At 39.7% G+C, this 15,756-nt stretch carries 12 protein-coding genes and 1 tRNA gene; 6 read left to right on the top strand and 7 right to left on the bottom strand.

The window, feature by feature from the left end:
* Positions 1 to 36: 36 nt before the first annotated feature.
* On the top strand, positions 37 to 819 hold the full coding sequence (locus tag DBR43_RS29835) for a hypothetical protein (RefSeq protein WP_124586960.1): 783 nt from the start codon (positions 37 to 39) through the stop codon (positions 817 to 819).
* 103 nt (positions 820 to 922) lie between these two features.
* On the opposite strand, the gene DBR43_RS29830 is transcribed toward DBR43_RS29835, so the two are convergent.
* Entirely contained in the window at positions 923 to 1,381 is a 459-nt protein-coding gene (locus DBR43_RS29830) for a hypothetical protein (protein ID WP_124586959.1), read from the bottom strand.
* 115 nt (positions 1,382 to 1,496) lie between these two features.
* Here DBR43_RS29830 and DBR43_RS29825 point away from each other — a divergent pair, with 115 nt between their 5' ends.
* The 5 genes from DBR43_RS29825 (at position 1,497) to DBR43_RS29805 (ending at position 8,676) form a co-directional block, all read left to right on the top strand.
* On the top strand, positions 1,497 to 1,823 hold the full coding sequence (locus DBR43_RS29825; protein WP_124586958.1) for a hypothetical protein: 327 nt from the start codon (positions 1,497 to 1,499) through the stop codon (positions 1,821 to 1,823).
* Between the two features lie 84 nt (positions 1,824 to 1,907).
* Positions 1,908 to 2,666, top strand: coding sequence for an SH3 domain-containing protein (locus tag DBR43_RS29820; protein ID WP_124586957.1), 759 nt, complete (start codon positions 1,908 to 1,910; stop codon positions 2,664 to 2,666).
* A gap of 1,780 nt (positions 2,667 to 4,446) precedes the next feature.
* Positions 4,447 to 5,355, top strand: a complete 909-nt coding sequence (locus tag DBR43_RS29815) for a hypothetical protein (protein WP_124586956.1) — start codon at positions 4,447 to 4,449, stop codon at positions 5,353 to 5,355.
* Between the two features lie 34 nt (positions 5,356 to 5,389).
* On the top strand, positions 5,390 to 6,814 hold the full coding sequence (locus DBR43_RS29810) for a DUF262 domain-containing protein (protein WP_124586955.1): 1,425 nt from the start codon (positions 5,390 to 5,392) through the stop codon (positions 6,812 to 6,814).
* The gene (locus tag DBR43_RS29805; protein WP_124586954.1) at positions 6,814 to 8,676 is read left to right on the top strand and encodes a DUF262 domain-containing protein; all 1,863 of its coding nucleotides are present in this window, start codon (positions 6,814 to 6,816) and stop codon (positions 8,674 to 8,676) included. Before DBR43_RS29810 ends, DBR43_RS29805 begins: the two co-directional genes overlap by 1 nt.
* A gap of 168 nt (positions 8,677 to 8,844) precedes the next feature.
* On the opposite strand, the gene DBR43_RS29800 is transcribed toward DBR43_RS29805, so the two are convergent.
* The 6 genes from DBR43_RS29800 to DBR43_RS29775 all read right to left on the bottom strand — a co-directional run bounded on the left by DBR43_RS29800 (position 8,845) and on the right by DBR43_RS29775 (position 15,610).
* Positions 8,845 to 9,996, bottom strand: a complete 1,152-nt coding sequence (locus tag DBR43_RS29800) for an FAD-dependent oxidoreductase (protein ID WP_124586953.1) — start codon at positions 9,994 to 9,996, stop codon at positions 8,845 to 8,847.
* Between the two features lie 77 nt (positions 9,997 to 10,073).
* On the bottom strand, positions 10,074 to 10,931 hold the full coding sequence (locus DBR43_RS29795) for a helix-turn-helix domain-containing protein (protein WP_124586952.1): 858 nt from the start codon (positions 10,929 to 10,931) through the stop codon (positions 10,074 to 10,076).
* 283 nt (positions 10,932 to 11,214) lie between these two features.
* Positions 11,215 to 11,727 (bottom strand): hypothetical protein, encoded by a 513-nt coding sequence (locus DBR43_RS29790; protein ID WP_124586951.1) that lies wholly within the window; start codon positions 11,725 to 11,727, stop codon positions 11,215 to 11,217.
* A 93-nt stretch (positions 11,728 to 11,820) separates the two neighbouring features.
* Positions 11,821 to 11,896, bottom strand: a tRNA-Lys gene (locus DBR43_RS29785).
* Between the two features lie 212 nt (positions 11,897 to 12,108).
* Positions 12,109 to 13,341, bottom strand: a complete 1,233-nt coding sequence (locus DBR43_RS29780; RefSeq protein ID WP_124586950.1) for a hypothetical protein — start codon at positions 13,339 to 13,341, stop codon at positions 12,109 to 12,111.
* A gap of 19 nt (positions 13,342 to 13,360) precedes the next feature.
* On the bottom strand, positions 13,361 to 15,610 hold the full coding sequence (locus DBR43_RS29775) for a TonB-dependent receptor domain-containing protein (protein ID WP_124586949.1): 2,250 nt from the start codon (positions 15,608 to 15,610) through the stop codon (positions 13,361 to 13,363).
* Between the last annotated feature and the right edge of the window lie 146 nt (positions 15,611 to 15,756).

The raw sequence follows: 15,756 nt of genomic DNA, 5'->3' as shown, positions 1-15,756 counted from the left end.
TGTATTAAAACAATTCTATCAGCAATTGGTCTCCAAATGCCTCGAAAATACATTTTCAATCCTCCAAATTTTTTATATTTAATTATTAATATGATTGAAACAAAGTCAGGTACTGACAAAAAACAGACATTTATGCAAAATAATCTGAATCAGGAGATTGCGGGAAGAATTTATCTGCTCAATCTATTTTTAGAAAGAACATCTACTATGCTTGTCATGGGTAAACAAGGAGTGTCACCTTTTCCTTTAGGATTGGAATTCAACGAGCAAGAGTTAAGAAGTCTTGATAACTCACTCCGAATTTTGGTATCAAAAATTTTAGGGCAGGCTGAAATTGATGAAAGTGTTTTTTTTGCTCCTGTGGATTATGCTTATCGCTATGGGTTTGGAGTCACTAAGTGGTCATGGTTGGAGAAATTTCATGAAGGATTATTTAATTCAAAAAGATTTTTGATGACTCATCTAACCCAGGAAGTTCCTTCCAATGTTACTATACACGTAAGTGGACCTGGTGCAGTTGTAGGAATAAATGAAATAGGAATACTGACAAATAATTTTGGATTAACAGATGGTGACCTATCACAGCTTGCAGAAGAACTGATCAGATTAAGAGAGGCAATGAAATTGGAAAGTCAAGCGTCGCCCGAAGAAGATATAGCTGTTGCTGCTGTTGCTGCTGCGGAAATAGCCGCTAAACGTGGAGACGAATTAGGAATACTACAGCACTTAAAGGACGCTGGGAAGTGGGCTTTTGATGTTGCGACCGAAATTGGAGTTTCTGTCGCGGCCAGCGTGATTGAGAGGCAGCTCCCCAGATAATGAATTCAGATTAAAAGTTGGTTGATTTACTTATTTCCACTAATTATAAAAAAAATATTTAGGAAAAACTGTGTCAAGACAACAACCATAATAGCGTATTTCATTAATTTTCATTTGGTTTTATCTCGATACTATCAGTTATTGGCTCACGATATTTGACCATTCTGACTTTGTTCGTTTTGTAGCCATTGGGTAATACCTCCGTGATGAAAAAGTCATATTGTTTATCGAAGTCATACTTTGTTTTAGTGACAATTTTCGAAAGTTCCTTCCAGCTAATATATTTTTGATCAGGTTTGATAGAAAGGATTTCATTAACATTCAGTGCTTTTTTTGGGTACGCAAAGCTCAAATTATAGCCGTGACCGTAAGGTGGTAAACATTGACAATAGAACATGTAATAAGCTCCATTTCCCTCTGTACCTATTTCGAGGATACTATTTTCAGAACTAACATTAATCGTGTCTGCCAAAAAATGAATTTGTTTTTTTTCCTGACCAATGCTTCTTTTATTAAAACCAATCAGGCAGGTAATGCTAAGTATATATAATGTTTTTCTCATATCGTTTTTATTTGTAATCAGGAATAGCAGTAAGTTTTTAGATTTATGGGTTCCCGTAGTTTTCTATTGATTAGAACATCTAAATTCACCGATCTAAATATAAAAGGCTCAAACAATGAAATTACTATTTAAAACGGCTAATCCAGAAACATTAAAATCTGCAATTATTAGAAAGATTGAAGATGCTGAATTGAAGACATGGTCAATTCTAGAAAGTGGCGAAGTGAAATATCTTAAACATACACAGCAATGGGGGGATAAGGGAGTGATTCTTCTTACCACGGATACAGAAAAGGGAGCCCTAGTTGTCAAAGTTTTAAAGTTTCCAAGTGTAACTGAAGAGCTGAAGGATTTTGAGGGTTACTACTATGGCCGGTTTTGCGAAATCATTTTCGTTAACTTTCCAGGAAGATTTACTTCTATTGAAAGAATAGGAGTATAATCTTTATTTGAGGGGTATTTTTACTGAAAATTTTTCATGGGTTTACATCGGGTTTCTGATTTTGGAATAAAAAAAGCACTAAACATGAATAAAATATTTACAAATTTCATCGCAATATTTGGGTTAACAATTTTGATTTCTTGCGCTCAAGGTAATCAGGAGAAAAGTGGTGTAGATCCCACCTTTCCAAAAGAAAGTGTAGAGCCGATGCCAACTATCTATGGTATCGATCATGAAAGCGTAGAAATAAGAAAAGGGCCCGGAACGAAATTTGGGAAGGTTATAAACGAAAAAGCAACGAAATCGTTAGGTGAAACACACTATTGTCAGGTAGATTTTTCTACAAAAGTTGAGGTGTTGGAAACAAAAGGCAGCTGGTCTAAAATAAGAGTCGTTGATCCACAATGGCTTTCGGCTAGTCACGTTGGATGGATCCCTTCAAAGGTAATCATTAGCCCGGAGGATCAGGAAAAGCAATCGATCGGTGAATTGGATAAAGAAAGTTATGAAATTCTAGAAACAGAGCATAACCGGGCAGTCCAAAATTTTCATGTTTTATTAAAGCGTGCAAAGTTTGATAAAAATTACGTTTACCAATTTATCAAGGCATTCAGGAAAGAAAACTGCACAATGAATTGTAATGTGAATTTATACGATAGTAAATCAGTAAGCAACCTAATAGGAGTTTATCCGCTCGAAGGTAAGGATTACCTGAAAATGGCTGATCATTTAATTTCTGCATCGTCCTTCGACGCTACTGAAGTTAGAGATTGGTATCCTTATCAAGATTTTAAGTATAAGGAGTTTGGTGGCAGAAATTGGAAAAAAAAACCTGTTAAATAACAGGTATATGTTGCTATTTGCACTTGAAAACAAAAGTTGATGTATCTGTTGGAAAAGATAAAACACCCTAAATACCCTTTGAATTAAAAATATGAAATATGTCCTGTGAATCTGCTGCAGTCTCTTATCAAATCGAGAGAAGTACCTTCACCTGTAGGGGTGAATTTTCTGTCAAACTCTTGCTTTGTTGAAGTTAGCTTAAACAAGGAGTCAGGGAGAAAGAAACCGTTTTGCCATCCTATCAAATCGTTATTCGCGATCTTGGTGTTTTCTGCAATTCGCAGTTCAAGTTGCGAGTTATTTTGAAAAATTTCGGGCACGTCTTTATCTACTTCACCTATTGTAGGTTATTCTTGCTGTAATCTCATTAATTTCCATCTTTTTTTTTCATGCGTGGCAGGAACCAACTTTGCATGATTGATAAAGTTTAATGCAATGTAGCTTGCAAATGTCCCCATCCCTAAAATAACAATTGTAATAATGAGCAGCTTATAAACACGATAATTCAATGGCTGGCTAATGAGAGGAGCTCTTTGGTTTTCAGGAACAAGTGTCAAGTCTATATGAAGACGTTCGGCAGTTTTGATGATGAGATCGGCCCGCTCCGTCTCGGGGGCAGATTCAATTAATTTTCGCTCGTTAATGTCGCGGCTAATAAAAAAGCCATCACAGCGGCGCTGATGTTGGCAAACAAAGAGATTGGATGCGTTATGTATTAGGCTACACTAAATGCATCTAAAAGAATTAGTTTCATGGTTGAGGTAGTTAATTAGATTTGTTAATGTAGGGCAGCAATGACTTCTCTACATCTCATATAAATATAGTAAATCAATAGTTAAAGAAAATATCTTTATCAAGATCTTGACCGGTCTAATTGTTGAAATGGATTTATTTTCTAAAATTTTAAACCCATTATTTAATTACTGTGCTTATTCCATTATTAGCGTGCTTTGACGACGACCAAGATATAAAAAGAGGCTAGATATCTGACTTTACGGAAAACCGTAAAAATAAGAATTCGCAACGCGTTACATTTGCTATCGAGAGCTCCAAACAAAAGGACAAGGACGATGGAACATCGATGAGAATTGAAAAATAAAGAATAAACCAAGTTATAAACTATAAAATTAAATGTTATGCCACAAAGAGTATTAAATGACGATTGGGAGGATTATGACAATCGGAAAATTAGAGACCAAAGAGATGGGCGGTATTTCTCCTGTGAAGAGCCTTGGGAGGTAGATTATTTGATAAGGAAAATCCAAAAGCACAAACCACAGACCTCAGATCAAGCTATTCTTTCTGCAATTCAATCTTGTTGTAGAACTGTAGCAGCACCTAGACCAAGAAAATCATTTGTAGAATGTGTAATGTCTAAATTGTAATTGTAAAATGGGATGAAAAAATCATCCCATTTTACTTTCGAAGGAAATATATAGATGGAAGAAAAGGATAATAAATTGTTTTCGTATTTGCGGGTAATGTCCTTGCCTTTGATACTGCTATTTTTAATGTATTCTAACATTTGGCCCTAGTTGTAGTGGTCCCATCCAAATCTCATCAGTGATGAGGGTGAAGAGAAACTAATTTTCCAATTAGGGATGACGGAGATTTCAAAAGCGGAAACTTTGGGTATTTAAATTAATAAAACTGTTTATAAAAATAGTTTAGTTACCACCGAAAACTGATATTTCCCGAAATAAACCACTTAATGCTACGGTGATCAAATAAATATAAAGATAATTTTTTTAAATTTGAGAAACGCTCAATCTCTTTTAAAATGCCCACTAACGAACTCGAAGAACATCCTTATCTAAAATATTATGAGACTCTTGGCGAACAGATCTCAACCGATTATTATAAAGGTATCATCGTCGGATCATTCCCTATTTATGCCATCACGAATAGTATCAATGAAGAAACTGTAATAGTTACTGAAAGATTTGGCAAAGAGGCCTCCATGCGTTTTTTTTATGGAAGTAAAAAAAGTGAGCTATGGAAATACATTGGTCTTGCGCTTAATGGTCAGGATCCCAGAAAAGTTGATGGTAATTATCTGGAACCAGTGGTTGCGATAAAGAATTGTATTCAGCTTCTCCTTGATCATCATCTTTTGATGTCAGATGTCTTGTTCCGAGTAAATAGAATTGACCAGAGCTCATACGACAATGATCTGATGGTCAATTCTGATATTGAGTGGAATAATGAAGCCAGAAGCTACAACCTTGATCTTATTTCACAGCTTTCGGAAAATAAGGGTGTAGAAAACATATACTTCACCTCAACGATTACACAGGGCAAAAGTCCATACACTTGGTTTCTTCTAATCTTTTCGGGAAGGATTCAGATCAATGAAGTGTTTGATGTTGGCCTAAGGGTTTGGAGTGCAGAGGCAGATATCGATTTTGGGAACGGAGAGATTAGACGCTTCAAACTATTTCTATTACCAACCCCAAAGCCACGTGGAATGCATTGGAAAGTGAAAAGGACCGCTATGTTTGAAAACTATATTTCTGCTCTATTCACAGATTTCTATAACGAAATCGATCCAATTCCGGCGGCAATGCTCACCTCCGTTCAAAAAAAGAGGCTGTCAGAGTTAAGAGATAGTACGCTCGTGGAATGCTACAGGCAGGCGCTTGTGTATTCGAATACCGTATTTAGAGGAGATAACCCAATATCTTGTTAATCAACAGGGATTAAAATCCCAATATTCAAATTGAATGAACAATTCTATTTTAGCAGAAATTAAGAAAGTCAAAGTTGTACTGAAAAACGACGGATTATGTATCCCAGTTTACCAGCGACCATACCGATGGAAAGAGAAAAATGTTTCACTTCTTCTAGAAGATATATTTGAGGCCTGGCAGAATGGACAACAATCCTACAGGATTGGAGCACTTATTCTCCATAAAGAGAAAAGCGATGAGGGCAATATCTATAATATCGTGGATGGCCAGCAGAGGATTACCACTTTACTTTTGATATTAAAAGTAATAGGTGATCCATTGGTAGAGGCGCACATAGATACGTTAAGATATCCCCACGGTGATTCTCATGAAAATATAAGATCCAATCATCTATTTATAATGCTCTGGCTAAAGGAAAACCTTGGGGAGAGGAAAAAGGAATTTCTACTTTTCCTTACTGAGCACTGTGAAATGGTTGAAATTGTTGTCGATAGCCTGAGTGAGGCATTTCAGATGTTTGATTCTCAGAATGGTAGAGGAAAGGAACTCGAAGCCTATAATCTGTTAAAGGCCTATCATATCAGATCAATGGATGAGGAAGATCAAGAAACAAAGATTCTATTGGATCAGAGATGGGAAAACGGCACTAGAGTTTCCTCATTAGCTAAGGGCGAGTCTGTGGATATTCTAAAACAGATCTTTGGCGAGCAGCTCTACCGTACCCGAGTATGGAGCAGAAGAGGTGAGGCATTAGGTTTTGTAAAGAAGAATATAGAAGAGTTTAAGGGATTTACTATTTCCCAAAGAGATTCTGCAAAATATCCTTTTCATAATACTCATTTTCTGCAATTACTGGCTACCAGGCATCTCAACCATATTGGTGGCAGTGTCAAGGGCATAAAAGGCCGTTTCAATAGTAAGCTTGATGAGGGGATTGATCCCTTTGTTTCCATCAATCAAACAATTGTTAATGGAAAAGCCTTTTTTGATTATATTGAGACCTATAACCAGATCTACCAGCGGCTCTTCCTAAACTTAACGGATTCTCAGGAGCTTGCTGAGTTTAAAAATTTTTACAAAGAGCAGTGTCTATACAAACATAACAGAGCTGGCGATCGATATCTCTGCGAGGTATTTAAATCACTTGTCTTTTTGTTGTTCGATAAGTTTGGGGAAGATGGACTAATGAAGTATTACAAAATACTATATGCTATTATCTATCGAGTAAGGCTTGAAAAACAACAGGTGAAATATGATTTCGTTGCAAAAAACAAGAGCTTTATAAACGCTTTTTTCGTAATCAATAACGCAAAAAGTTACATGGAACTCCTGGAATTAGAAAAGAAATCAAAATATTCCATTACGCTAGCAAAGGACGTCGATAAGGTCAGACATTTTTTTACAATTAACAACATCACAATAATTACAGACGAGGAATTACAGGTAAAATTAGCATAATGGAAACCAAAGATTTAAATAAGAACATATCCGATATCCTTAAATCAAGATATGTTGTTCCGCTTTATCAACGCAACTATGCATGGGGACAGGAAGAAATTAGCCAGCTCCTGCAAGATGTCTATGAAAATTTCACCAAAGACAGCAAATCGAATTATTATATCGGAAGCCTGGTAGTTCTAGAACGAAAAAACGGTGATTTCGAGGTTATCGATGGTCAACAGCGACTAACTACTATTACGCTGATAGGTAAGGTGCTCAAAAATAACGACATAAAGGTAGCAAGCCTATGCTATGACTCTAGACCAGAGGTAGAAAACTTTTTCAATGCACTGTATAGATATCAGTCCATGGAAGGAATTACCTATCATAGTAGGACATCCCATTTATATGAGGCATTAGGTTACATCAAAAATGCACAGCTTAATCCTGACAGCGAAATCGAAAAATCGATTGCCAACTTAAGTGAGCAGGAGCTAAGTGATTTTCGAGACTATTTTTTTGATAAAGTGATCTTAGTTAGAGTAGAGATCCCCGAAGATACTGACGTAGCTAAATATTTTGAGATTATGAATAATAGGGGCGAACAGCTCAAAAAACATGAAGTTCTAAAGGCTAAGTTATTAAGTAAGATTGGAGTCGATCAGGAACAGCAAGATGTATTTGCGCTGATTTGGGATACTTGCTCACAGATGGATGTACAGATACAGAAACTTTTTTCATTAGAACAGAGAAAGCAGTTCTTCGGCGATGACTTTAATTCCTTTCAATTTGATTCCGAGGAAATGGAATACAGTGAAGTGGAAGCAGACGGCAGTAAAGAAAATACTATTGGATTTATTCTGTCGCAAAGGACAGATGAAAAGAGTAACAAAGGCGCAGGTAAGATAGGCGAAGATGTTGAGGATGAAGCAGAGGATAGCTCTATTATTGATTTTCCAAATTTTCTAATGCATGTACTCAAATTAGAGAATAATAAAAAATATTTGAAAAAAACCGGTAAAGATATACCACTCAATGAAAAATACCTATTAGAGGTTTACCAGGTTCTTGAAAATGAAATCAAGCCTATGTATTTCGCAGAATGCTTACTATTTTATCGCACTGTATTTGACCGTTTCGTGATCAAGGCAACAACGAAAGAGGATTCAGAGGATAATTATGAATGGACCTTAAGAAAGCCAAATAGATATTATTATGAAGCAAAAAAGCATTATAAATTTAACTACCTAAATACTTTTAATGATCAGGATCGTCTAATCAAGTCGATGTCAATGTTACAAGTTACCTTTAGGACAAGAATATATAAGAATTGGCTACAGGACCTATTGAGTTGGTTTACTTCATACAAGGATCTTAAAATGTCTTCAGATCACCTGCAGAAAAAGATCGATACCTGGATGTTGGATTATTATAACCAGCATGAGAGATTGAATGGGATAGGAAAAACGAAACTTTATTCAGATGGAACGAATACACCTCACTTTCTGTTTAATTTTATAGACTATCTATATTATCTTGATAATCCTAGAAAATATTCAAGCTTATCATTCAAATATCGGAATTCAGTAGAACATCATAGACCACAGTCCAGGCCAAGGGAAGTGGGGAATGACGTAATCAACTGCCTTGGCAATCTTTGTTTGGTCAGCAAGGGGCATAATTCAAAAATGAATAACGAGGAGCCAAATGGTAAGGCTGTTACTTATTATGACGAGCATCTTACCCCAAAAAGAAAAGTTATGTATGATCTCACCAACAAAAGTACAACAGAAACAAAATGGGCGGAAGAAGAGATCTTAGCGCATTATGATAGTGTAGTAGATTTATTGGGTAAAAAGGAATACTTGCTACAGGTTTAGAATCAAAGAAAGTGTAAAGTGAACTCTAATTACGAACATTGAATGGGGTGAATTTGAATCTAAATAACTTATATGAGATACTATTAATACCAAAAAAGAATTGAGCATATTGAATATTTACAACGCTTTTTCGTGTTTTTAGACCATCCACTTGGAAAAATATTTAAATCAGCTGAGCATTTTGATCAGCTCTTGTACAGACTCCTCGTTTGGTGCGGCAAAGTCTCTGATCCCTTCAACTGATTCTTTACATAGTGGCGCAGCGCGGTCAAACATGAGCTTTTCGTAAGCAGATATCGCATCATGAATATTCCCAAAATCTGCATTGTTCAGGCAATCTGAGAGATCCAGGGCATCCTGCATGGCCAGGTTAACGCCTTCGCCATTGGGCGGCATCAAATGGGCGGCGTCACCAATAAGGGTGAGGTTGTTTTTGGTAATCCAGCGATTTTCTATAGGGAAATAGTAGAGTGGCCGGGGAACAAAATGCGTACATGCCTCAAATAGCGTATGAAATATATGATCCCAGCCCGCGTAATGTTCCTTTAGAAAAGCCCTCACTTCTTTGGGGTTATTAAAATCTATACCGCTGGTTTGGATCCAGTTTTCCGGGTACAAGGATGCTGCATAAAAAGTCAGGCCGCCATCGCCTCGTGGCTGTGCGGCAATTGTCGCCCCGGCTCCCATCGCCATCAAATTCGCTTTATTAACCAATTGGAAGAAAGCCGGGCAAGCTATCTCTGGATGATCTATCTCTCCCTGCATGATCGTCGCCCCGGAATAAAGCGCCTTTACATCGGTCAGGTAGGGACGGACTTGCGAGCGATAACCATCTGCCCCGATAACCAGATCCGCCGTAGCAGTCATTCCATTCTTAAATTTCAATTCCCATTTATAGCCCACCTGCTGCATGCTAACGAGCTGGCTGTCCCAAACCACGGTGCCAGGCTGCAATCCATCGATCAGCAAATCCCGCAAGGCTCCCCGGTCGATCTCCGGCCGAAAACGTGGATCACCAAATTTTGCCTCGCCAGCCTGGTTCCCATCATCCATCACAATATTGCCTTTGGGATCAAGCAGGCGGTACTTATCCGCACCTGTCATGTAGCTGGCTTTAAAAGCCTCCATTAGTCCGGTCGCCTCCATCACCTTGAGACCCGAATCGAAATGCAGATCAACAATCGCACCTTGTACACGTGCCACCTGACTGTGATCCCGTTCGAAAACTTTGGTCCGGGCACCTTTTTGCTGTAAGAGTCTCGCCAGTGTTAATCCACCCGGACCACCGCCAATAATGGCTATATTTTTATGCTGTAACATTTTCTATCTCTTTTTAGTAGGACAAAGGAACAGCAGAAATCGGAGTGATACAAGGACAGGAAGTCGTAATTGTAGGACTATTCGCGGTTTTTATTCCGAAAGGCAACCGGCGTTATGCCAACCACTTTTGTGAACAGCCGAATAAAATAGGAATAGTCATCATAGCCCAACTCACCGGCGATCTCTTTCACGGACCTGGCAGAATGATAAAGCAGGCGTTTGGCTTCGAGCATCACCCTTTGTTGGATATGGGACGATACAGAGCTTCCGGTGATGGCCTTCACACATTCGTTAAGATACGATGTAGAAATATGAAGCTGTCCGGCATAATCCGCAGGATTTTTAACAGCCTTGAAATGCTTTTTCAGCAGGTTTTTAAATTCTTTTGTGATGACATAAAAACGGGTATGGTGCTCGGCAGATTTGGCTAAAGCCAAGTATTGCGAAATGATCAAAGTGACCAAAGTATTTATACTTTCCTTGAGGATCGCATGATAAAGCAGTTCCGTTCTATCCTCAGAAAGCTTTATACTCAGGGCGACCATTTCCTGGAGCATGGCGAGTGTGCCGGGCTTAACAGGCAATGTGTGAACAGGCGTAAGGTCTTCTAGCAAGCTTAAATATTCCGGTCGGAGATTTTCCTCGGTAATGATCCACGTGCTTATCATCGCGTTTTCAAAAGCGATCACTCGGTGTACTTGATGCGGATGTATAAAGATAAGGGCAGGCGCGGCTATCGCATACTTTTGGAAATCAATTTCGATTTGGGTGACGCCGCTCTCCTGAATGATGAAGGTATAGCCTCCGTCACGGTGAGCACGTTCGACCTGTTCAGAATCTGGTGAGCCGTCAAAGAATTCCCGCATCAGCAGAATGCCCCGGCAAGTTCCTTCAGGAAACCTGTTGACAGGAATATGATCAGCTTTCTTACGCATTGCTGTAAAGGTCGCCTTTTATTTAGTTTATATTGTGAATATGTGCTGTAAATAATTTAAACGAAAGAAGCGCACCTAAGTGCGCTTTAACGTCACTTCCGGATTTTGCCTTGCCAGTGTTCCCGGCTCAAAATCAAACAATTGTTTCATGATGACTACTTTTTCGTAAGGAATGTCCTGAACATCATCGACCAGAGTCTCCCTGTAATTGTGAAATGTGTTTAAGGAAACACCCGATAGGTTTGGAAGGATTGTATTGCCATACGTTTAGATTATACAATTTTCAAAATTGATATTCTCTGCCAAAAAAATTGGGAACATAATCTTCCTCACCCAGATAATCATACCCTTTCTCATATAGTTCAAATTGTATTCTCGAAAAATTAAAATAAGCAAATTGTTCTAGATCGATTTTGGTGTCATCACATAAATATATGGTTAGCATTTCATAATGTAGATGCCTTGTTCGTATTTTACAAGTAGAAAAACCCTTTACATCATTTTTATAATAATAGGTATTGGAAAAGTTTAAGAAGTTATACTTTTTTATAAAAGTATCTGTAATGGTATAGTTTCTTGTTTTTTTTAGGAAAGATACAGTTAGTCCTACCCAGCTGAAACCTATAGCTAGAATCCCAACTGCGAACAGGTAAACTTCTTTATGTTTAAGCTCTTCAAAACCAATATTTTCAATAAATCCAGAAATCATGAAAATCAATAAATTCAGCCCAACTAATATCCCAGTAAGTCTTAGTGATGGAATGAAAATATTGAACCTTGGTTTGAATGGAGTCATTTTATGCACTATGTTTTGAGACGTGTGAGGTCAAATTGAATATCTGGTAAAAAAAAAGCACCTCTAAGTTATGTTAGAAGTGCTTTTGTATTCTGGTGATCCCGCTGGGATTCGAACCCAGGACCACTACATTAAAAGTGTAATGCTCTACCAGCTGAGCTACGGAATCTTCTTCGTTGTTTTGAAGAGCGGCAAAGATAGAATTTTAAAATTAAGTTGCCAACCTAATCATGTTAAATTTGAACATTTATTGACAAAATACTGTAAAGTATTGAATTCCAGCTAAAATGTTTTTGCGTAAAAAACAGAAACAATACCAGTTCTCATAATTAAAGAGGAAAGCAACAGAAAAACCTGCTTTTCCTCTTTAATAAATCCAGCTTATTGAAGCCTGTTTACGCCCATTAACTTGCTGCCGCCTTTTAAACGGAAGTTTTCTTTTGCTGTTCCGGTTTTCGGATCAAGCTCATACAAACCTGAGAAGCTATCGATCGCATTGTTCGAGATGAAGTATATTTTGCCATCTGCAAGGAAAGGCTGCTGGTAGCAGAAGAAATTGTCTACCGGGATGTTTAACCTTGTTGCTCTTTTAGATACCACATCGATCGAAGTCCAGTACCAGATGTCGTCACGGTATCTTGTTCCATGGGTTCCACCGCTATAATATCCCGCAGGGCGGGAAGAGATCTTCGTATAGATCTTGCCATCATACGCAAATAAAGCATTGAAATCACTTGGATACTGGTAATCTTTAATGCTCAGCTGAAATGTAGCATCAAAAGCAGTGGAGCCTTTTTTGATCCTGAGAATCTTTGATTCAGGAGTTTGGGTTTTCATGTTGCTCACTGCTACCACGTATAGATCTCCCGTTACTGCATCCACATTCCATAGTGGATGATCGCCAAAAAGGCCAAGGTTAGATGCTTTAGCATATTGTGTAGTGCTTTCGTATTTCTGACTCGCAATGTCAATCACCGCGATATATACATTTTCATCGTTCGGTACGATCTGCCATGCCGCCGTCCTGGTGCCATATTGAAGGTCTACAAACAGTTTTCCTTCTTTCTCTGCAATCACCAGTTGTCCTGCAGCTTCGTAAGAAGCCCCTTTAGTTAACGCACTCAGGTCGATTTCTCCTGTACGCACCATGGTGGTAGGATTAAAGGTTTGAATTTTCATTCTTCCTCTGGAAGAGTCCCAGTAATAACCTTTATCAGCGCTGCTGATGTGAAAATTTCCTTCTTCCGCATCACTGCTGAAAGGCGTTTCCAGGAATCCGGCTTCTACCACAGTTCCTGCAGCATTCACTTCCAGGCGCTGAATACCTTTTTTAGCGTTGCTGTTTAGCTTATAGATGTATTTGCCGAATACACGGCCACCTGCAGCATAACCCAGCTGATAACCACCTTTAAGGCTTGATATGGGAAACTCTCCGGTAGGGAGGCCTTGAGAAGGGCTGATTAATCCAGACCAGTTGGCTTCTCCGTTATAAATGATCCAGGTGCTTTTAGGATCTGATGTTGGCGGGGGCGTCACTACTTTAGCGTCCTTTTTGCAGGCAAAGAGGATCGTACACATGGCTATAAGCAGAGTGGGTTTGATTTGTTTAAACATGGTTTTTATGTATTTATGGTTATAAAGAAATGCTGAGTTTGAGGTGGAATGTTCTGCCGGGTTTCTCGACATACAGGTTGTCAAAAAGTTGCTGATTCGTGAGGTTATGGCACTCCAGGCTCAGGCTTCCATTAGGGCGGGCCAGCTTTTGCATGATGCCTATGGAATGATTTTGCTGGCCCATTCGTCCGTCCTGCGGCAACCAGGAGTTTTGATTGGCATAACCCTCAGGGAAGCGTTCAAAGAAACCGATGGCGCCTGTTAAGCTGTCGTCGTAATTCTGACTGTAGAACCGGTGCGTATAACTGTAATACCAATAGACTTCTGTGGTGCTGCCTTTTTGCAGGAAATCCTTGAAATGCAACCTCGCCTGTGCGTTGCCAAACAGGGGAGGTGTATTGGCCAGACGTCCTTTGTATATTGGCGTTTGAAGTAATGGTCCATAAGAATACAACCTGGTCTGGTAATTTCTCACATCCTGATAAGTGGCATTTGCAGCGAGAGAGAGCAGGGCGAAAGGGCGGTACTGGACATCAAATTCGATTCCCTGTATTTTCACCTTATCCTGGTTCAGGTAGTAAGATTTGGGAATGTCCCGGTACAGCTGGATCAGCTGACTGGTGTTTCTGATAAAATAATTGGCTATGATTTCCAATGCGCCTACGCCCCGCCTGATGCTGTTGTATTGTAACTGAAGGTTGTAATTATGACTGCGTTCTGGTTTTAAGTTGAAGTTTCCGCTCGTTCTGATCGCATCGCCATAGACTTCCACATCATCCGGTACACGCGTGGCGTATTCGTAAGAGACTTTACCGAGCCATCGGTCATGAGGCCGGTAGCTGAGTCCTTCCATCCATCCCCATTTGTTTTCGGAGTTCCGTTCTATGCTTTCTCCACCTTCGGCCTGATAGTTGGAGAATCCGGAAGTATTCATCCGGTAATGTTTAACCGCGATCATGTTTTCCAGTTTGTTGTCGAGCAGCCAGGAGTGAAGGCCTGCTGCGGTGATGTTTTTGCTGTATTTCGCCGGGGTTCGGTACACATCAAGATTGGTAAAAGCTGTGATGCCACCCAATGGATCTGATCCGATGCGCTGATTGCTGGTATAAACGTTGTTGAATTCCAGGGCATGTTGTGAATGGATGCGGTAAACGGCATTGAAACGCAATGCGGCTATTTTGTAGTCTAAAGAAAGGTCCCGTCCTGTGCCCTGGAGTTCTCTTCTGACCTGAGGTGTAAGCTCTTCCCGTTTTAAAAAGTTGCCATACCGGTCGTATTTATTCAAACTCGTATCCCGAAAGATTGTACTTACCCAGGAATAGGAAGCCACCGCATTGAGCTCAAGCTTGTTGTGGAGGAGCTTTTTATCATAACGCAACATCGGCGTGATGTTTTTTTCGTCGGAATAGGCATGGACCGCAAAATACCTGGGCGTAGCAAAAGGAATGAAAGGAACGCCTCTGTAGAAAGTGGAGCCAATGAGGGTAAGGCGGATGTCGTCTGCCCAGCTTTGATGGCGGAGGCCGATATAGGCTTCGGCGGTGGCGGTTCTGGTTTTGTTGTTGAGGTATTTTACCCGTTCAAAATAGGTTTCTGAGCTGTTGGGCCGATCATTATAGGCGCGTTCTTCAGTATAGTTGTTATCCGAATACGCGAAAGAGGCGTTGAGCCCGGTATAGAGCTTGGTTTTCTGGGAAGGGGCGTAAAAGGTAAGGGAAGCCCGATGGGTGTTATAGCTACTGAGTTCGTACGAAAGGTCTATCGTTCGCTTCGCCGGGTAACGGCTGATGAAGTTAATGGCGCCACCCAAAGCATCTGCACCCAGGGATACGGGCAATACGCCTTTGTAAACCTCTACGCGGTCCAGCATATTGACCGGAAGTAAACTGGGGTCAAAGCTATGGCCGAAGACGGAGAGGGGAATTCCGTCTTTAAACAGCGCAATAGCCTTGCCTTCCAGTCCGTTCAGAGAAATGTTGATGGGTGCACCGAGGTAGCCATCACTTCGCAACCTGACTCCGGGGGATCGATTGATGAGGTCAACGAGGTTTCCACTTTCTCCATGTACTTTCTTTACATCAATAACCGTGATGTTAAGAGGGGATTCTTTGATTTCGGTAATTTTTGTACGGGTCCTGATTTCTACTTCCTTCAGTGCTTTGGATTTGGAAACACTGTCTTTTCTGACTTCCTGCGCAGTGGCGGAACCCATTAGCAATGCCCAGGTCATCGTGAGCAGGGGCTTTTTATAGAAATTATGTATGATCATCCTTTTGTATAGAAGCCTTTAAGGGCATGTTCTTAATGGCGATGCAAAAGTAACCGGGGCAGAAAAAGGCTGTTTACCAATTAGGGAGCAAGAATTATGAATTTGGGATTATTTATTCTTTTCGTAATTTAGACGCTTTCCAAATA

It is taken from the genome of Pedobacter sp. KBW06 (assembly GCF_003852525.1).
Taxonomy (GTDB): domain Bacteria; phylum Bacteroidota; class Bacteroidia; order Sphingobacteriales; family Sphingobacteriaceae; genus Pedobacter.
The sequence above is the reverse complement of the archived record's forward strand: the minus strand, read 5'-3'. Positions and strand labels throughout refer to the sequence as shown.